At 56.3% G+C, this 18,056-nt stretch carries 17 protein-coding genes and 1 tRNA gene; 3 read left to right on the forward strand and 15 right to left on the reverse strand.

Features of this window, described 5'->3' with window-relative positions; genetic code table 11:
- Window positions 1–18: 18 nt before the first annotated feature.
- Complete coding sequence (glmU, locus tag CU102_RS08655) at window positions 19–1,380, reverse strand: bifunctional UDP-N-acetylglucosamine diphosphorylase/glucosamine-1-phosphate N-acetyltransferase GlmU (protein ID WP_106710696.1); 1,362 nt, start codon at window positions 1,378–1,380, stop codon at window positions 19–21.
- Window positions 1,381–1,467: 87 nt separating this feature from the next.
- The gene (locus CU102_RS08660; RefSeq protein ID WP_166648334.1) at window positions 1,468–2,214 is read right to left on the reverse strand and encodes a cytochrome c biogenesis CcdA family protein; all 747 of its coding nucleotides are present in this window, start codon (window positions 2,212–2,214) and stop codon (window positions 1,468–1,470) included.
- A gap of 282 nt (window positions 2,215–2,496) precedes the next feature.
- On the opposite strand from CU102_RS08660, the gene CU102_RS08665 reads away from it, so the two are divergent.
- Window positions 2,497–2,572, forward strand: a tRNA-Lys gene (locus CU102_RS08665).
- A gap of 107 nt (window positions 2,573–2,679) precedes the next feature.
- Here CU102_RS08665 and CU102_RS08670 read toward each other — a convergent pair.
- The 5 genes from CU102_RS08670 to CU102_RS08690 form a co-directional block, all read right to left on the reverse strand.
- The gene (locus CU102_RS08670) at window positions 2,680–2,907 is read right to left on the reverse strand and encodes a hypothetical protein (protein WP_133624423.1); all 228 of its coding nucleotides are present in this window, start codon (window positions 2,905–2,907) and stop codon (window positions 2,680–2,682) included.
- Window positions 2,908–3,150: 243 nt separating this feature from the next.
- Window positions 3,151–3,705: a DUF1214 domain-containing protein gene (locus tag CU102_RS08675; RefSeq protein WP_106710699.1), complete on the reverse strand. Its 555-nt coding sequence runs from the start codon at window positions 3,703–3,705 to the stop codon at window positions 3,151–3,153.
- Between the two features lie 10 nt (window positions 3,706–3,715).
- Window positions 3,716–4,054, reverse strand: a complete 339-nt coding sequence (locus tag CU102_RS30795; RefSeq protein WP_280951889.1) for a DUF1254 domain-containing protein — start codon at window positions 4,052–4,054, stop codon at window positions 3,716–3,718.
- Between the two features lie 43 nt (window positions 4,055–4,097).
- The gene (locus CU102_RS30800; protein WP_166648333.1) at window positions 4,098–4,340 is read right to left on the reverse strand and encodes a DUF1254 domain-containing protein; all 243 of its coding nucleotides are present in this window, start codon (window positions 4,338–4,340) and stop codon (window positions 4,098–4,100) included.
- A gap of 338 nt (window positions 4,341–4,678) precedes the next feature.
- Window positions 4,679–5,617 (reverse strand): lipid kinase, encoded by a 939-nt coding sequence (locus tag CU102_RS08690; RefSeq protein ID WP_106710702.1) that lies wholly within the window; start codon window positions 5,615–5,617, stop codon window positions 4,679–4,681.
- A 217-nt stretch (window positions 5,618–5,834) separates the two neighbouring features.
- On the opposite strand from CU102_RS08690, the gene CU102_RS08695 reads away from it, so the two are divergent.
- A complete protein-coding gene (locus CU102_RS08695; RefSeq protein ID WP_425351532.1) occupies window positions 5,835–6,554 on the forward strand; it encodes a DUF2270 domain-containing protein in 720 nt (239 codons plus the stop codon).
- Between the two features lie 24 nt (window positions 6,555–6,578).
- On the opposite strand, the gene CU102_RS08700 is transcribed toward CU102_RS08695, so the two are convergent.
- The 6 genes from CU102_RS08700 to CU102_RS08725 all read right to left on the reverse strand — a co-directional run bounded on the left by CU102_RS08700 (window position 6,579) and on the right by CU102_RS08725 (window position 14,027).
- A complete protein-coding gene (locus CU102_RS08700) occupies window positions 6,579–7,262 on the reverse strand; it encodes a helix-turn-helix transcriptional regulator (protein WP_166648332.1) in 684 nt (227 codons plus the stop codon).
- Window positions 7,263–7,639: 377 nt separating this feature from the next.
- Window positions 7,640–8,695: a hypothetical protein gene (locus tag CU102_RS08705; protein WP_106710705.1), complete on the reverse strand. Its 1,056-nt coding sequence runs from the start codon at window positions 8,693–8,695 to the stop codon at window positions 7,640–7,642.
- A 101-nt stretch (window positions 8,696–8,796) separates the two neighbouring features.
- The gene (locus CU102_RS08710; RefSeq protein ID WP_245425271.1) at window positions 8,797–10,584 is read right to left on the reverse strand and encodes an HlyD family type I secretion periplasmic adaptor subunit; all 1,788 of its coding nucleotides are present in this window, start codon (window positions 10,582–10,584) and stop codon (window positions 8,797–8,799) included.
- A complete protein-coding gene (locus CU102_RS08715; protein ID WP_245425272.1) occupies window positions 10,581–12,407 on the reverse strand; it encodes a type I secretion system permease/ATPase in 1,827 nt (608 codons plus the stop codon). The genes CU102_RS08710 and CU102_RS08715 overlap by 4 nt, the downstream gene beginning before the upstream one ends.
- Window positions 12,408–12,540: 133 nt before the next feature.
- Window positions 12,541–12,975, reverse strand: coding sequence for a hypothetical protein (locus CU102_RS08720; protein ID WP_106710707.1), 435 nt, complete (start codon window positions 12,973–12,975; stop codon window positions 12,541–12,543).
- 317 nt (window positions 12,976–13,292) lie between these two features.
- Window positions 13,293–14,027, reverse strand: coding sequence for a hypothetical protein (locus tag CU102_RS08725; RefSeq protein WP_106710708.1), 735 nt, complete (start codon window positions 14,025–14,027; stop codon window positions 13,293–13,295).
- 522 nt (window positions 14,028–14,549) lie between these two features.
- On the opposite strand from CU102_RS08725, the gene CU102_RS08730 reads away from it, so the two are divergent.
- Window positions 14,550–15,566, forward strand: a complete 1,017-nt coding sequence (locus CU102_RS08730; protein ID WP_106710709.1) for a porin — start codon at window positions 14,550–14,552, stop codon at window positions 15,564–15,566.
- Window positions 15,567–15,728: 162 nt separating this feature from the next.
- On the opposite strand, the gene CU102_RS08735 is transcribed toward CU102_RS08730, so the two are convergent.
- A complete protein-coding gene (locus tag CU102_RS08735) occupies window positions 15,729–17,120 on the reverse strand; it encodes an ATP-binding protein (RefSeq protein ID WP_106710710.1) in 1,392 nt (463 codons plus the stop codon).
- Complete coding sequence (locus CU102_RS08740; RefSeq protein ID WP_106710711.1) at window positions 17,117–17,833, reverse strand: response regulator; 717 nt, start codon at window positions 17,831–17,833, stop codon at window positions 17,117–17,119. Before CU102_RS08740 ends, CU102_RS08735 begins: the two co-directional genes overlap by 4 nt.
- Window positions 17,834–18,056: the final 223 nt, after the last annotated feature.

The raw sequence follows: 18,056 nt of genomic DNA on the forward strand, positions 1-18,056 counted from the left end.
TGAACCGGGGAGACCGATCTAGTCCACCTTCTTGGCTAGTTTTTGCGCTGCATAACGCGCGCGCAACTGCACCGCCCGGCCTTCCTTGACCTCCTGCCGCGCACGGCCAAATGCCAGTGCATCCGCAGGCACATTTGCCGTGATCACGCTTCCGGAGGCGATATAAGAATTGTCGCCAATGGAAACGGGCGCAACCAGCGAACTATTAGACCCGACGAAGACATTGGCTCCGATCTCGGTCAGGGCCTTGTTGTACCCGTCATAGTTGCAGGTGATCGTACCTGCGCCGACATTTGCTTCCGCGCCCACAGTCGCGTCGCCGATGTAAGTCAAATGGCTGATCTTGGCGCCTATGCCGATCTTTGCGTTCTTTACTTCAACGAAATTGCCCACTTTTGCCTTGGCCGCGAGATCGGCGCCGGGGCGCAGACGACCGTAGGGGCCCACGGTAGCGTTTGGTCCGACTTTCGCGCCTTCCAGATGCGAGAAGGCGTGAATGATGGCGCCACTGGCAATCGAAACGCCGGGGCCGAACACAATGTTCGGCTCAAGGATCGCATCGGCTTCAATGAGGGTATCGTGAGCAAAGAACACGGTTTCTGGCGCCTGCATGGTCACACCCGCCAGCATCATGGCGCGGCGTTTGCGATTTTGCCAGATCGCTTCGGCTTCCGCGAGCTCGGCACGCGTATTGATGCCAATCACATTGTCCGGTGATATCTCGATCGCGATAACGGATTTGCCATCGGCATTGGCAATTTCGACGACGTCCGTGAGATAGTACTCGCCCTTGGCATTGTTATTCGTGATCTTGCCAAGCAGCGCCAGTGCACTGTCGCCGCGCAAAGCCATGAGCCCGCCATTGCAAAAGCCGATATTCTTTTCGGCGTCGCTCGTGTCTTTCTCCTCGCGAATCGCAATCAGCCGCCCGTCCTGCTCGATAAGCCGGCCATAACCGTGTGGATTGTCGGGCCGAAATCCCATCACCACGACGTCCGCTCCGGAGGCGAGCTTTGCCCTCGCCTGTTCTAGCGCTGCTGTTTCGACTAACGGCGTGTCGCCAAATACCACCAGCACATCATCATAACCGGCATCAATGGCATTGCGAGCGGCAAGCACCGCATGGCCCGTGCCAAGCCGTTCGGTCTGCTCATGAACGCTGACGTTGGAAACGACGGCGCGAACGGCGGCTTCGACCTTCTCAGCGCCGCGGCCGACCACGAGAGCGATGTCGCTGCCCCCTGCTCCATGCACCGCCTTGGCGACATGGGCGACAATCGGCAGCCCGGCTATCGGGTGCAGGACTTTAGGCAGCGCGGATTTCATGCGGGTACCCTCACCGGCAGCGAGAATAACCGTGAGGCAGGAACGTTGGGTCATCTTCAGACTTCCAGATCAGGTTCGTAGGGGCAATATTGCGCCGGACAATGGCACGAATTGGTTTCCAACAAGGTAACTTTCGCCTGTTTAGCCGAGTTGGCCAAGGATGGGAAATGTTTCGAGGAGCCAGAACGAGAATGTCTGCAAGCCGCCAGTGAGGAACAGGACGCCTGTCAGGACCAGCAATCCTCCCATGACTTTTTCTACCTTGCCGAGATGGGCACGGAACCTTGTGAGGAAGCGCATGAACATGCCGGAAAACAGGGCGGCAACGATGAAAGGAATACCAAGCCCAAGCGAATAGATCGCCAGCAGCAAGGCGCCGTCGGCAACCGTATCCCGCGCACCGGCAAGCGCCAGAATCGGTCCGAGCACCGGTCCGATACACGGTGTCCACCCGAATGCGAAGGCAAGGCCCATGACATAGGCGGCGAATGGATTGGCTGGAGTACCTTGTGCCTGGAATCTTGCCTCACGCGACAAGAATGCCAGCCTGAAGACACCAAGGAAATTCAGTCCCATCAGGATGATAACGACGCCTGCAACGATGGCGATTTCCTGCTGCCACATCCGCAGAAAGCTGCCAATCGTCGACGCTCCTGCTCCGAGCAGCACAAAAACGGTTGAAAAGCCGAGAACAAAGCAGAACGATGACAGCAGCAGCGCCTGCCGCACCGGTGAAACTCGTGCGGCAGTGCCATCCGAGCGGAAATCCTCCACCGTGACGCCAGCCATGTAGCACAGATAAGGCGGAACCAGCGGCAGGACGCAGGGCGAGAGAAACGACAATGCTCCGGCGCCGGCAGCGGTCAGATAGGAAACATCAAGCGCCATTTGCGCTCCTTCATGCTTTTCTGCGTTTGGCCGTGCAGTAAGCCGAATCCTGACGGAATTCCAATCACCTTTTCGCCAGTTCAACGGACAAAACGCCGGTCTCGTTGTTTGTTCCTCCGAGGCCACGGGCATGAATATCGGTTGTTTCGAACAAAAATTAGCGGAACGAGCCCAAACAAGCCTTTTTGTTGCGGAAACTCTACACAATAGCTGTTGACCGATTGGCAAGTCGCACCTATGTTCCGCCGCACTTCCCGAGGCCACCGAACTGGCTTCGCTTGGGAGCGCGTAGCTCAGCCGGTAGAGCAACTGACTTTTAATCAGTAGGTCCAGGGTTCGAATCCCTGCGCGCTCACCAAAATTTCCAAAGAAAACAATACAATAGCAGCGCCGTTGGCCCTCGGGCCAAAATAGCAATTCAAAAAACGGGTTCATATTTGGGTTCACGGGGGAAAATGCCCTGCCCTATGGCAAAAGCGTCAGGTAGGTCTGGCTGAGATTCGCAATGGCCGCCAGAACGCAGCCAATCCAGCCAATATGGTATTGCCGAAGCCCGATATACCGTTCAAGCGGCGACATTCCCTTGATTGTCTGTTCCTGCCATTTCACGCCAAAACTGCCCCAGTACAGGATTACCGCAGAAAGCAGCCCTGTCGCCTGACTGATCAAATTCACTATTGTTTCGTGCGTCACGTCGAATCTCCTTTGCTTCGAAGATTTCAGTGAACGCCGAACGCCATAGCGGACACAATGCCGCCAGACGTTCACCCCCGCCAATGCTTGCATGTGGAAAAGTCAGCAGATTTGCCGAGTTTCGGCACTTATCCGAAATTTCGGACAAGTCGGCACAGATATAAAAAATTTAGATGTCACGCCAGCGCAAGACCTGACGCTCGGCGCGAACTCGACCCGAAAAGGTTGGGATGCGCCACCCCGTCAGTTGACGATTTTAGGTTCTGGTCGCGGCCACGTTCCCTTGACGATGCCTTCCCCTGGGCCATACATCCGCATCATCATGAAGAAGGGACCATCTGGCGTCGGCAGCCAGTTCTTGCCCTTGCCGGGGTCTGTCTTGCTCAGCGTGATAATGACGCCGCCATTCTCGTCCTTGACCAGACCCTCGGTGCGGTCCCCGATGGAATATCGGTCGATGGCATTGTCGACCAGCAGGCGCTGCGGGAGATTGTACATCGTCAACGACCAGAATTGCGAAACTGGCGGTGCCTCTTTGAACGCCAGCTCATAGGATTTGGTACCATCGAGCGGCTTGCCGTCCTTGTCGGTCTGGTATGAGAAGTAGACGGCGTCCTGTTCGTTCTGGCCGTAGATGCCGATCATCGCTCCGATCGCCCGCGACTCGTAGTCGCCCTTGAGATACTCGCGCGATCCGAACAGCCCTATGTTGTCCTTGTTGGTCACGACACGATCATTGAGTTTCTTGAGCGCGGCATCGATGCCAGCCTGGATTGCCGCAGCGGTTTCTTTGCCCACCTTGGCAGCATCAAAAGGCTTGCCAACGCCGATACCAATGGCGGCAAACCGCTTCAGCGCATCCGTGTCGGCCGGATTTGGCTTCGCGTGACCAAGCAGGAAATTCAGATATCCAATAGGCAGGGCTCTTCGCCAGTTCCTCGTGCCAGACGGGGAAGTCCAGTTCTGGCGCAGGTGCGGGCGGCTTCTCGGCCATAAAGGCGCTTAACGGCGTGAAGCGGTAACCCCGCTGCACCTCCCGGACCTTCGGAATGTCCGCCGTGCCATTGATACCTGTGCGAGTTAGCGTGCCAACAAAGTCGGTTTCCGAACGGAATACTTGGTCGATACCTTCTGGAGGTTCACCCATCCAGTCGGGCCCCGCAAACAGGTACGTGCACCCTTCGTCCCGGTCAGCCGGGATCCTGGACTTCCGATAATAGAGTGTAGAGATCGACCCACTGGAAAACGTTGTAGCGCCCTTCATCAATGTCAGGCGTTTCAAAAACGATCGGCTCGCGACGCAAATCCAGCCAAGCCCATGAATAGGTCGTATCGTTGTTGGGCGTGACGATGTCCAGATCGGCAGGTGTTGCTGCGCGGGCATAGTGACGGTACTGGCCGAACCCGCCGATATATCCGGGGAAACGTCGCATCCTGTGTCTGGGTATAGAGCGTCTGGTAGCCATAGAGCATCGGGTAGGCGAAGACGTAGGCATCTTCCGCAATCTTCGTCACCTCCGGGCCCGAAAGGGACTGGGCGCTCGCAATCGTCGAAACGACGGGTGCCACGAGCAAGCTGGCCGTCATCAAGAATGCTAATGATATCTGTCGCATGGGGCCCCTCCGAACCTGCTGAACAACGAAGTCGGCTCGGGTGAGAGTCTGTCACAGTCCTCGATCTCTGGAAGTGCGTTACGGTAAATGCGACCCCGCATACCGATTGCATGAATCAAATCGGCCCAGTTTTGACGGACCGGAGACGACGGCTTTCCTATGAAACGGCATTGGCGCGGACATTACCGATCAAGCCGAAATCGCGATTCCCATTGCTTGGGGCGAAGACGCGGATCGCCTTTTCTCGGATGCGGAAATGGGCGGGAGTCCATGTTGTCAAATCGCCGTCGGTGTTCACCGCACGCGGCTTGCTCGTCTTGACGATGACCTCGGTGGTGCGAAAGGCCCGCACATCATCCCATTTGCCGTGGGTACCCTTGCGCAGGCTCGGCAGGAGCGCCAGAAGCCGCCACCAGTGGTCGACTTCGAGACTGTAAAAATCCAGGCGGCCATCGTCGGCCGTAGCTGTATGCTCGACAGTCATCCCGCCACCATAGTGCCGACCGTTGCCAACGGACACCTGCATCGTCCTGATCTCTTCCACCGACCCGTCATGCTCGACATAGGCGGTGAATACCCTCGAGCGCGCCAGCAGCCGGGCAGCTACGATGGCGTAGCCCAGCTTTCCCCAACGCTTTTTGGCTTTCTCGGTGAGTTCGCCGGCCAGTTCCGCACTGAAGCCGATGCTGGCAACGTTGAAGAACAGGTGATCGTTAACCTCGCCAAGATCGATGGGTTGCGGCTCGGTTGACAGGATCAATCTGGCTGCATCGTGCGGGTCGGCCGGAATGCCGATGGTGCGGGCGAAATCATTGGCTGTGCCGAGAGGAAGAACGCCGAGCGGAAGGCCGGTTTCGACGAGGCCCGCAGCTGCTGAGTTCAATGTACCGTCGCCGCCGCCAATGATCACCAGATCGCAGGCATCACGCATGCGGGAGATGACATCAGATAGGGTTTCGCCGTCCGTGGGTGCCGCATCGACAAGTGTTAGTCCACCAGACTCAAGCATTTCGCGGACAGGTGCTATCGGTCTCCTGCCGCTGCGGGCGTTTGGATTGACAATGAAGAGCGCGCGCTTCCGTAACGTACCTGCCATCAACCTACCTTTTCCGTTGCGTGCTGTGATTCTAGAGCCTCGCAGGTGGGTGTGCGATTGTGGCAATACAAGGAACGGCAGTCTCGCGTTGTCCCTCTTGCGCGGCGACGTATGGTCAGGGTTCATGACCATAAGCGCCGATTCTTGGCTAACGCCAAGCAATCGGAGGCATTTTCGTGTAAAATCAAAAGGGCGGAACGTTTGCTGGGAGGCGGATGTGAACGAAGCTCAAAAACAACAGCAAGGCGACGTTGCTACAGGATGGTCAGCACCGCCTTTTCCCGCCACATCAGCTGAATATATCACTGTACTGGCGCATTATCATCGCGCGGAAATGGGACGCATGGCAGGCTGGCGCGACAGGATCGATCGCACCACCAACTGGGCCATCACGGGCGTTGCCGCAATGCTTTCGCTGTCATTGTCGACGCCAACCTCCCATCACGGTGTGCTGCTCTTCGCCATGGTGCTGGTGCAGCTTCTCCTGCTCATCGAGGCACGCCGCTACCGGTTCTTCGACGTTTATCGTGGTAGGGTGCGCCGGCTGGAGAAGCACTATTTTGCACAGATACTGGCGCCATTGCCAAACCCGGACAGCGGCTGGGCGCGACTGCTTGGCCAGGATTTGCGCAGACCGCAATTCATGATTTCCATCAGGGCGGCAATGTCGCGGCGGCTGCGGCGCAACTATCTCTGGATGTTCCTTATCCTGCTTCTGGCTTGGGTGCTGAAAATTTCGACACCCAAGTTGCAGGATGGCGAGGTCGCGCCCGACGGGGCGCATTCACTCCAAGAGATCGTTGCCAACGCCGCATTCGGACCGATACCAGGCTGGACCATATTGCTCCTGGTGGTCGCCTTCTACTGCTGGCTCGCCTACGCTGCGCTGCTCATTGGTGACCCGGATGAGAAGGAGCACGGCGAGGTTCATGTTTGATGTGTCAAGTAACGGTTGTGCCCGTCAGACAGCCATCGCAATGAGCGCGGAGAGCTCGTCCACAAACGTCAAGCAAAGCAGACCCAGCGACGCCAACATCGCCTCGTTCCGCCCTGCCTTGGGCGGCGGGCGTAACATTGCGCCGTGGCCATTGCTGCCATTGGTTCCCTTCACGCCGGACCCGTATTGCTGCGAGAAGACCACTGCCTCGGTGCGGTTGGTGGCATTGAGTTTACGCATGATATGCGAAATGTGCACCTTGATCGTGTTCTCCGACAGGTCCAGCTCGCTCGCTATGATTTTGTTCGGAAGACCGCGCCGCAAGGTCGCAAGGACCTGCCTTTCGCGTTCCGTGAAGCCAATCATGGCCGTTTCACCGGTATCGAGCGCTTCCTCGCCCCTTGCACTGGCGGGTAGTGACAGTTGACCCGCATTCTCTGCTGACGCTGAATTTGAGCGGTCGCTATCGTCAATGATCACCGAACGCGGGTAATATGCACCACCGGCCAGGATGAGGCGAATGGCTGCAAGGACGACTTCGACTGGGGCCGAATTTGTTGTGTAGCCCTTTACGCCCAATCTGGAAATTTCCGAAACTGTCGCGTCGGTTATCGATGCTTCGTCCAACTGGGTCAGCAGCATGAGCGAGGTTTCGGGCCGCAATTGATGAATATAGGCAAGATTGACCGCCACCCATGCATCGGTCATGCAGCAGTTTTCAATATTGATGACTGCCAGATTGATATGTCTCTCGATTATTCCGACCAATTCGTCTGATGTTGCGATGTCGTGAATGGCGACTTCTGGCAGCTCCCCCCGGAGAATGCGGATCAGACAGCTTCGCGACAAGGTTTGGCAATCAATGACAACTATGGATATATGTTCGCTAGCAACGCTGTGTGTTTCATTGAAGCCGTGCACTTCTGCGGCAAATGATACTGACATTGTTTCCCCCTACGCTTTTTGACTACTCCTTACTGACTGCGAACTTTATGAATTTTGTTAGTATTATAGGCAATTCGGTGGCGATTAGCTACTTGCAGTTGTGCCATGCGTGAAAAAGACCCTGAGGATCGTGGGCGGCCCTAAACCAGCGTAAAATCGGCGTGCACAATCGTTTCCTGGTCGACATATGCGGTCTGCACAGCGTCGATATCGATGTCGGTTTCTCCGTCCCGTCCGGTAATCCCGACGACGGCGGTCTCGTCGGCATCGACCGACTGAACCACATCGACACTTGTTCTGATAATGTAGCGCTCCTCCAGGTCATCTTCGATATCTACCTGGACGTGGACATCCTGATCCAGCTCAATGTCCTGGTTGATCTCGACAGTTCCGCCCGGCGGGCCATCGCTGATCTCCACGTCAATCGTTGTGTCCTGATCGACCTCAATTGCGTCACGCAGGAAGACGTCCACATAGAGCACGCCGTCTTCGTCGTAGATGTTGATATCGACCCAGATATCCTGATCGATGCGCATATCCTGATCGAGCAGAACCGAGAAGTGTCCTTCACCGTCGATTGTGAAGGAAATGTCCACATCCTGGTCCATCATGAGGCTTTGATCGATATGGAGGCGAGCAACAACCTCGCCGACGTAGCCACTGACGAAGATGCTGGCATCCTGCTCGACCACTGCGAGCTGCGTGACATTGATGGTGTGACCATCCTCAGGTATCGTCGGAACTTCAGAAGCAGGACTGTGCGGCCCAATAACCTGACTTTCAGGACCGGGCTGATTTGCGTCCCCGGTCGGTTCAAGCTTACCGGTCGCACCCCCATTGTGTTCAAGCTCACCGGTTGCACCCCGAAAAGTGAAACTCACTGGATTCCCGGTAAGGTGATCAATCGGTATGGAGATCTCGTGAACTGTGCTGCCGTTTCCACCAGGCATTTCCTGAATGTGTATGGCCGGCGGAGCCTGTTCTTCGTTCGAAAACGCCTCGGTGTCGTCATCTCTCTGCTCTTCGACAGAAGGTAGATCTCCGGCTGGCTGCATTGCTTGCGGAACCGCATGATGGGGGACATTGGCCGCTGGCGTGGGATCGCCGTCGAACGCTGTCGTTGCAACAGGTATTTCATCCAGGTGGAGTTCGATGAGCGGCAGCAGATCGCGGGTACCCTTGTCAGAGAAGAACATGTGAATTCTCCCCCCGCGCCTGCATAGTCGTCACAAGCGATGCGTATTCCACGCCCTGATCGCAGGATTGTCGTAACTCGACCAGACGCACGTCCATGTTCTCAATCCTCTCGAAAGGCTCGGTTGAAACTGTCGAGAACGGGGCGAAGCATGTAATGGGCGACGGTGAATTCACCCGTCTTGATCATCACTTCGACCGGCATCCCAGGCATGATCTCCACTTCAGGCAGATTGTGCAGCGATTTTTCGTCTATCCGGACGCGGGCGGTGTAGTAGGCCCGCTCCGTTTCTTTGTCGACGAGACTGTCGGCAGAGACATAGGTGAGGACACCATCGACCGGCGGCACCCGGCGATGCTTGTAGGAAAGCAGGCGAACGTGCGCCTCGAGGCCAGGACGGACCAGATCAATATCCTCCGGCTTGACCAGAGCGCGAACGATGAGCCGGTCCTGCCGCGGTACGAGATCGAGCAACGGCTCGCCAGCAGCGACGACACCGCCGGGCGTATGAATGCGCAGATCGGTGATCGTGCCAGCTTCGGGGGCCCGAACAACTGTCCGGTCCAGAATGTCGGTTGCCGCCTGAATCTTCTCTCCCAATTGAGAAATCAGTGCTTGTGTTTCGCGGAGGCTTTGGGCGACCTCACTGTTTTGATCGCTCTCCAGTTTGAAGATCATCGCCTGCGATTCTCCGATGGACTGTCCTGCCCGCGATATCTGGGCTTGCAAGTCGCCCAATCGTCCGTCGATCTCGGCCCGCTCGCGCTTCAACCGCAGCAGGCGTACCTTCGTTTGCAGACCCTTGGCGACCAGCGGCTCCACGCCGGCGACTTCGTCCTTGATGATCAATACCCGCTCCCGCGCCGCGGCCGCTTGGAACTGCAGCCCGGCAATCTCCTGCTCCGTTTGAGCCTTGCGCTGCTCTATGACATTAATCTGCGAGTTCTGGAGGTTGCGGCGCGCATCGAAGATCTTGATCTGTCCCGCCATGATTTCAGCGAACTTCGGATCGTTCTCGGCAGCCGGTCCAGACTTTCTGGGAAAATGTATCGATGCGCGGCCATCACGCTCGGCGAGCAGACGCGCCTCCAATGCCTGTGCCTCCCACATCTGCATCTGGAGTGCCAGGACATTGGCCTGAGCCCGCATGTCGTCGAGGCGGATAAGCGGTTGTCCGACGGTGACGTCATCGCCGTCCTTCACCAGAATGCGCCCGATTATGCCACCCTCGAGGTGCTGGATGGTTTTGCGGCTTGTCTCCGCCTCGATGGCTCCACCGGCGATGGCCGCGCTCTCCAATGGGGCATAGCTTGCCCAGGTACCGAACCCGACAATGAATATCCCGACAATTGCGAACGCACTGATCGCAAGCAGACGCAAGGTTTCGAAAGGTGTTCCGCTCGGCTTCTGGATGGTCTTTGATCGCCTTGGTGTAGTGTTCTGGTTTGGACTATTGTTTATTGAACCAACAGCATAGAAGGCGTTCTTCGGAAAATGATTTAGGCGATTGCTCGCCGCGTCTGCTGGTGTCAGCGTCGCTAGAGCACGGTGGCGGCGATTCTTCGAAAATGCTCCCAGCCACAGTCGCAACTCAGTTATCATGATTGCCAGGCTGTGTTTGACGGCGATGCCGAAGCGCGCCGCAAATTTGCCAATGGCCGAAACGATCAGCGAGGCGCACCGGTCCACAGGATCTATCACCCTTGAACGCAGTGCCGTCAAAGCGGAGATTGTGCCGGTGCTGACGGCCCTTCCCGCGGCTTTAGCGGCTGAATCAATCGTGCTGAACGCGTGCGTGGCGATGCGGCTCAGACGATAGAAAGGTCTCATACGTGGTTTTGCCACAACTGTCGCAAGGTGATGCACCGTAGCGTGGTTGGAAGTGTTCATGGTGCATTCCCTCCAGATGTCTCCTTGGTGGCAATTGCCGCGGTGCCTTGGGATTCTGCGGTCTTGCTGCTCAGTCGACGGACGTTCCTTGTGGCAGCGGTGATCCGCGGTCGCCTGACTGGAATGCTGGTCCGCCCGTTCCTGATCTTCTCGGCGATTTCCCGGCGATCCCCAAAGGCATTGATAGTGCCATTGTCGAGGACAAGGACTTTGTCTGCCATGTTGAGAATGCCGAGGCGTTGCGCGATGACAATGACGGTGGATCCCCGCCCGCGCATTTCCTGAATCGACTGCCGCAACGCTTCTTCGCCCTCGGCATCCAGGCTGGCATTGGGTTCGTCCAGCACAATCAGGCGCGGATAACCGAAGAATGCCCGTGCAAGGCCGAGCCGTTGCCGCATGCCGCCGGATAACCGCACACCACCATCGCCGATATCAGTTTCGTAGGCCCTCGGAAGCCGCATGATCATGTCATGCATTCCCACCATCGAGGCAGCTGCAATCACGTCATCCGCATGGGCCTCCTGCAAGCGGGAGATGTTCTCGCGGACGCTGCCTCCGATAAGCTCGATGTCCTGCGGAAGATAGCCGAAGTGGCGATGACCACCTGAAGCGAGCCAAATTCCAACGTCGGCGCCGTCAAGGCGGACATGACCGGCCGTGGGGGCGATCGTTCCGGCGATGAGCCGCCCGAGTGTCGACTTTCCGGCCCCGGATGCGCCAACGACGCCCAAGACCTCGCCCGGATTGATGGCAAAGCTCAAACGGCGCAAGGCTGGCGCTTCGGCACCGGCCGGCATGAATGTCAGCCGTTCAATGGAAAGCTGTCCGTTGGGGCGCGGCAACTGCATTGTCTTTCGATGCTTCGGCGCCATTGCCAATATCTTTCTGAGGCGGTCGTAGCTCAGCCGTGCGCTGGTCACTGCCTTCCAGGTGTTAATGGCGCCTTCGACCGGTCCAAGCGACCTGCCAAGAAGGATGGAGGCCGCAAAGATCGCGCCCGGACTGATGTCATGGAGGATCACAAGCCAGGCGGCGAAGGCCATGACCGTCACTTGGGCAAGAAGCCGGACAAAACGCGCGATCGCCTGGATCACTGTGCCCCGCCCGGCGGCGGCGAGTTGCGCTTCCTTTGCGCGGGTTTGGTCGTCGTGCAACAGCCGGGCGACGCCGGGCAGCATGCCCATGGCGCTGATAACTTCGACATTGCGCAGCAACGATCCGAACCGGTGCTGGCTCTCGACCCACGCCGCACTCGAGCGGGCAAAAAGTTTGCGTGTGACCACTTCATTGAGCAGTGCCAACACGATCAGCACGATCGACGCCCCAAGGCCGATCATGCCAAGGAGCGGATGAACGAGAATCATTGCGAGGATAAAGATCGGTGTCCACGGAAGGTCGAACAAGGCAGCGCAGGCGGTGCCGGCGAAGAAGCTTCGTAGACTGCCGATATCTCGCCAGGCTTGAGCTGCCGCGGCGGAATCGGTGCGCAGGGCTGATTGGACGGCTGCGACGAGCACAGGCGCCTGAAGACGGTCATCGAGCCATGAGCCGATCCTGTTCAGCATGGAGCGCCGCAGCGCATCGAGGACTGCGTTCACTGCCAGCGCCAAAATGACGATCATGGTCAGCATCGTCAGAGTGTCGAGACTACGGCTCGCCAGCACATGGTCATAGATCTGCAACAGATAGAGCGGGACTGTAAGGGCCAGGAGGTTCACGAAAAAACTGATCACAAACACCAGCAGCAGCGAAGGTTTGCATAGATCAAACGCGCGTTCTATTTCGGTCGTCGCGCGGGTTTTCATCCAAGGAAGAGCCATGACCGGAAGTCCCCATTTGGGTTTGACATTGAGAGCGCCTGCCCCGGCTTAGCTCCATGTCACCCTAGTTCGTCGGCAAACAGTATATGGAGCAGCGCCCGGAGATGCCCGGGCGCTGCGATGCTGCGAGCAATCAAGCGATGTCGAAATCGAAATCGATGTCGATATCGGCGTTCTGTTCGCCGGATTGATCCTGATCGACGTCTACGTCGACAGTCTGATCCTGATCGACATCCACGTCATTGTCGTTGGCTTGGTCGACATCGTTGTCGGTGTCATTATCGTTGTCGGCGTCGCCATCGGCGTCAGCATCTGCATCGGCGTCAGCATCTGCGTCGCTGTCATCATCAGCATCGGCATCTGCATCTGCGTCGGCATCTGCGTCATTGTCCGTGTCTGCGTCCTGATCGGAATCGTTGTCGATATCCGAGTCATTGTCATTGTCGATACCGACGTCTGAGTCCTGGTCGGTATCGACGTCGACGTCCTGGTCCTGATCCTGATCAAGGTCCTGGTCGATGTCAGCATTGATGTCTATGTCAAAATCATTGTCTTCAAAATCGTCCATAAGTTTACACTCCCACGTTTGAGGAAAGCCGCTCCGTCGATCCCACATCAGGAGCGGACCAATGGTCATCACGCTGATCCATGCGGCCCCAGCACACCATCGATGCGATGAGCATGTCTGTTTGGAATGAGGGAAAATAGCTGCCAATTGGCATTCAACCGAACCGGCAATGCCCCGTGCTGCTTGGCTTATCTAAATGGGTAAGGCTAACCGGAACCGGTATACCTCTTTGGGTAATGCATAATTATGCCGTTCAGCCGGACAAAAGCGCATAAAGCAAGCTGCACTGCAGCTTGCTTGCTTTGCCGGGTCAATGTTCAGGCTATTATGTCGCTCAGATCAACGATCACGTCGACGTCGCTGTCGATGGTAGCAGCCTCGTCAAGATCAACACCGAGACGGGTGATGTCATCTGCATCCTCCAGATCGACAATCCCTGCAACCAGTGTCGCAACGAGAGAGGCAATATCGACATCCACTTCCGCATCGAGATCATCGCGGATTTCCACGTCGACATCGATATTGTCGTCGCTTTCCGTATCCTGATTGATCGAGGCGTCGACGCTGTCTTTGTCATCGTCGTTCACATCGACACTCAGGTCGCTTTCAATTTCGATGTCATCCTCCTCGTCGAGGCCGATCTCGACGAGAATGGTGCCGTCAGGCCCCCTACTGACCTCGATATCCACGTCCAACCTGTGGTCAACCTCCGGCCGTTGATCAGCATCGACGGCAATCTCCCGTCCACCTGAGCCACCCGTTTCGCTGTCAACATCGACGTCCTGGTCCAGTTCGTCATCCTGATCGACTTCCGTATCGAGCCTGACGTCCACGGGCTGCGAACCAATGATCACAATATCTGTGTCCAGATCGTCGACGATTGCGGAGTCCTGATCCAGATCAATCTCGAGATCCTCAAGATCAGCATCGTCGTCGGATTCCAATTGGTCTTCGTCGAGGTCGTCGTCGAAGTCTAATGACTCAACATCGGTATCTTCGTCCACGTCTTGATCGACTACCGCATCGTTCTCGTCATGCTCATCAGGTTCCATCGTGCATCTCCATTGCATAGCCGCCGGCTAGCCTCGGTCACCCAGAGTCCCACTTTTTGGAGAACAAGCATAGACGCCAACTCTGGCGATGCATTCCGGCCCGGAACCACGCGCTGGAGCCCTCGGAGTTAACTCAGCGGTAGATGAAATTGGATCATTCACACTGGAATGACCCGATAAGCCTAATCCCTATGTGTGCAGCCAGTACTCGTCAGGCACAGCGCCTCACTGCCCCGGACGTCATCGAAATTGATCACCGAATGGGAAAAATTTATTCACCAATGAAACCCTCACAAAGCTGTTACATTGGAATGGTACATGTCTGTTTTTTGTTATACGCAAATATTTCTATTGATTTATACTTGTATAATTTTCTACCTTATTGATATGTATGTGATTAATATGCAACATTCAGGTGCTTCTTCCAAAATTACCTCAAAAATCAAAATATGTTCTTTGACTTTACTATTTAAGTCGAGGTAAGCGACGCGTGTCACTACGACCACCTCATGGAGAGAAATAATAAACGTTAAGAGCCTTCTACTCGGCTCCGCTGCAGCCTTGGTTGCAGTATCCGGTGCACACGCCGCCGATGCCGTTGTTGTCGCTGAACCAGAGCCTGTCGAATATGTTCGCGTTTGCGACACATACGGCAAGGGGTTCTTCTATATCCCCGGAACTGAAACCTGCCTGAAGATCAGCGGCTACCTGCGTTACGACGCCCGCGCTGGCGACGACGTCTATAATGGCGGCGAACTCGAAACTTGGCAAAAGCGGACGCGTGCGACCCTGCGCTTCGATGCTCGTTCGGAAACCGAACTCGGCACATTGCGTTCTTATATCGAAACGCGTTTTGAGTTCACCAACGCCGTACAATGCGAAACGCTAGCTCATGGCTACATTGAACTCGGCGGCTTCCGTATTGGTGTATCTGACTCGCGCTTCGATACATGGACCGGTTCGGCCGGCAATGTCATCACCGACGACGTCATTGACTACACCGGCGGCCGTACCAACCAGATCAGCTACACCTTCGCTGGCGGCAATGGTTTCTCGGCGATGATCGGTGCAGAACAGGGCGACAGCTCGCACCTGATCGACGATTACATGCCGCACGTCGTTGCCGGTGTGAAGTTCGAGCAGGGCTGGGGCGCAGTCTCGGCAGTGGGTGGTTATGACGCGGTCAGTGACGAATTTGCTGGCAAGGTTCGTTTGGATGTGAAGTTCACCGACACAGTGACTGCCTTCGTCATGGGCGGCTATCAGTCTGATGCAGATGTGTCCAACTACTACGGCGCCTGGAATGGCGATTATGCGATCTGGGGTGGTCTTTCCGCCAAGGTTGCCGAAAACGCGACGATCAATGGTCAGCTCGCTTACGAAGAAGAAGGTACCTTCGCTGCTGCCCTGAACGTTGCTTACGAAATCGTTCCTGGTTTCGTGATCACGCCGGAACTCAACTACACTTCATTCGATGAAGCCCGTAGTGACTTCGACGACGCCTTTGGCGGTATCGTCCGTTTCCAGCGGAACTTCTGATCGGCATAGCCGACAAGGAATCGGGGCGAACACACCGGCTCCTAGTCTGAACATTCCACAGATTTGGTGCTGTAGAAGGACTGCAGCATCAATATGTGATGATGGGATCTCCAGTCACCTCATTCTCACAGAACGGTGGGCTGTAAAAGCTCACCGTTTTGACTAGGTGATGAGTGGAATTCTCAGTTCTGCTCGCAAACCGCCCTTAACATCATTCTCAAGCTTGATATCACCGCCGCAACGTCGCGCAATATTACGCGCGATCGTCAGTCCGAGACCGAATCCGCCCGTTTGCCGGTTACGCGAGTTCTCGACTCTCCGGAACGGCTGAAATACTTCGTCAACCTTGGGCCCCTCATCCCTGATGACCAGCAGGATATCATTGCCGCTTTGGGTGAGGCTGACATGTGCTTTGCCGCCATATGTCACTGCATTGTCAAGCAGATTGGTAATACACCGCCGCAAGGCAATGGGCCGGCCAATGCAAATCAGTCCACGGGATACTTGACCGGGTTTGTCGAACACAACTTGCGGATAATTGTCCGCAATGGAATCGACGAGCGACCAGAAATCGAGCTTTTCCTGTTCCTCGTCAATAATCTCATAGGTAGCAAAATCGATAACGGATCTGGAAATGGCTTCGATATCGTTCAAGTCATGCATGAGCGACTGGCGCAGTTGTGATTTGCGCAAGAGTTCAAGCCGCAGGCGAATGCGTGTCAACGGCGTTCGCAGGTCATGCGCGAGCGCCGCAGCGAGTTGTTCACGGTCAGCCACATATTCACGCAACTGCGTTTGCATGGCGTTGACCGCTCTCGCCGCCGATATGTACTCACTACTGCCAAATTCAGGTAGAGGTGGCGATTTGACGTCGTCCCCAATGCGTTTGACCGCCTGCTCCAGAGCCCGATAGGGCGCCGTTAGCCGGCGCATCGCCCAGATCGACATGGCGATGACAATTGCGGCGACGGAGCCGAAGAGCGGCAAGGTCTGTGCCGTGAAAATCGGGTTCACCGGCGCAAGTGGCGTCACCAGGTTCAGCCATTGACCGTCATTGAATTTGATCGACGCGGCAAGTCCGTCACTCTGGCTGAAGTCGTCGGCCAAATCGGACAACTGCCGTTCGATGATGCCGGCATCAGGGTCTGGCGCGCCCGCGCTGCTGGCAATGGCGTTTGAGGCGGAAACACGGCGAATGCGCGCGTCAGTGACGCCGAATTCTGACAAACGGGCAACAAGAACGTCCTCGAGTTCGGCGAGACTGTCGTCGGCGGCGATGGCCGATGTGACCGCAGGCTGGTCCGATAGAGAAATCGGGCTGGCGGTATTTGACAAGGCACTGGCGAGCCGCTTTCGTTCCGGCGCAGGTGTTCCGTAAAGCACCTTGGCGAGAGTATAAGCGCGTTCACTTAACCGGAAGAGTTCGAGCAGGTTGTTGTTCTCGGCCCGATCACGCGAAACAATGGAGAGCGTTGCGATCTGCATGGTCAAGAGACCAGCAATCAGGATGAGCAAAATCCAGCTCGGGAGCGATTGGGGCAGAAATCGCTTCATTCGGTGCTGACTTCGGGGACAAACTGGTAACCGCCGCCACGTATGGTGAGAATGAGCTTCGGCGAACGGGAATCATCTTCCATCTTGCGGCGAAGGCGGCTGATCAGAATATCGACACTGCGATCGTACCCGTAAGCCGCATTGCTCCCGGCCAGCTCCAGCAATTGATCACGACTCAGCATACGTTGCGCGCTCTTGACCAGAGTTTCCAGAAGATTGAACTCTGCCGTCGTAAACTCGACGCGAACGGCGTCGGGTGAAACGAGCCTTCGCCGCGCACAATCCATGGTCCAACCGGCAAACTTGTAGATTTGCGGCTCTAGCCGTCTGTCCGGTCCCGACGTATCGACACGGCGTAGCACTGCCCTCACCCGCGCCAGTAATTCCCTTGGATCAAACGGCTTGGAAACATAATCGTCGGCGCCCATCTCGAGCCCGACCACCCGGTCGGTTGTCTCCGTGATCGCTGTCAACATGATGATCGGGATGCGGGAATGCATCCGGATATCCCGGCAAATTTCCATGCCGCTCTTGCCCGGCAGCATGACGTCCAGGATAAGAAGGTCGATCGGCGTGCGGGACAGAACGTCCTGCATTTCCTCACTGTCCCGGGCCACGGAAACACGCATTCCCCGCTTCTTCAGAAACTCATGCAAGAGGTTCCGGATGGCTTCATCGTCGTCAACGATGAGAATATGGGCTTCGGATTTCATGCTTGTATCCCTGGCGGAGATCCTTGACGCTTGGTCCGCACGTTCAATTCAACTCTTTGTTTTTACGCATGATCCCAATTGGAAAGCCACGCAAATTTTCGGGAGCGCCCGCCAGAAACATTCCAGAAACAAAACACCACGAGCCAGAAAAGCTGACGCAACAGTCATGCCCGATAAAGGCGCTGTCAACGCGGGTTGACTGGTTGAAACAGGTTTTCTTCGT

Source organism: Phyllobacterium brassicacearum, from assembly GCF_003010955.1.
GTDB lineage: Bacteria > Pseudomonadota > Alphaproteobacteria > Rhizobiales > Rhizobiaceae > Phyllobacterium > Phyllobacterium brassicacearum.